This window comes from Psychrobacter sp. HII-4, assembly GCF_904846595.1.
In the GTDB taxonomy this organism is placed as follows: Bacteria; Pseudomonadota; Gammaproteobacteria; order Pseudomonadales; family Moraxellaceae; genus Psychrobacter; species Psychrobacter celer.
Genome location: NZ_CAJHBJ010000115.1, coordinates 1 through 598 on the forward strand (window position 1 = coordinate 1; position 598 = coordinate 598).

2 protein-coding genes are annotated in these 598 nt (G+C 43.5%); both read left to right on the top strand.

Annotation, left to right across the window (positions count from 1 at the left end):
- Positions 1 to 33 precede the first annotated feature (33 nt).
- On the top strand, positions 34 to 126 hold the full coding sequence (locus JMX98_RS14185) for a hypothetical protein (RefSeq protein WP_265089394.1): 93 nt from the start codon (positions 34 to 36) through the stop codon (positions 124 to 126).
- Between the two features lie 20 nt (positions 127 to 146).
- On the top strand, positions 147 to 598 hold a 452-nt coding region (locus JMX98_RS14000; protein WP_227680201.1), incomplete at its 3' end, for a transposase.

A 598-nucleotide genomic window follows, 5' to 3' on the forward strand; every position in this document is an offset into this window, starting at 1 on the left:
CTCAAAGACGTCGCGCAGTATCCAGACGATTACATGTACGAGCGAGCTCAACGTTTAGGCTGTAGCAAGTCAGGCATTGATATTGCCCTAAAGCGCCTTGGTATCAGTCAAAAAAAAAGACCTTAGAGCATCCAAAAGCGTGTCCAATAAAAAGAGCAGCGTATCAGAGTAAGCTCAATAGTTTTATGCAGCAAGGCTATCCCATTGTGTACATGGATGAAAGTGGCTTTGAGAGTGAAACGATGCGTCCTTGTAGCTATGCACCCATTGGTAGCCCCTGCATTGGCAGTTACAACTGGCAAGCTAAAGAGCGAACCAACGTCATTGGTGCGCTCTTTGGCAAAATGCTGTTTGCACTCGATTATTTAAAGACCAACATCAATAAAGAGGTTTTCTATCACTGGTGCAAGTTCACACTGATACCAAAGCTTAAGAAAAAATGTGTGATCGTTATGGATAATGCGACCTTTCATAAGCGCGTTCAAAAGCTGCTTAACAGGCATGGTCACAGGCTTCTATTCTTACCACCTTATAGTCCTGACTTAAATCCCATCGAGAAAAAATGGGCTCAAGTGAAGTTTTTACGCCAAGGCTGGAT

What these genes read in the sequence shown, in the direction of transcription:
- JMX98_RS14185 (WP_265089394.1), top strand. Translation starts at nt 34, where the DNA reads ATGTACGAGCGAGCTCAACGTTTAGGCTGTAGCAAGTCAGGCATTGAT.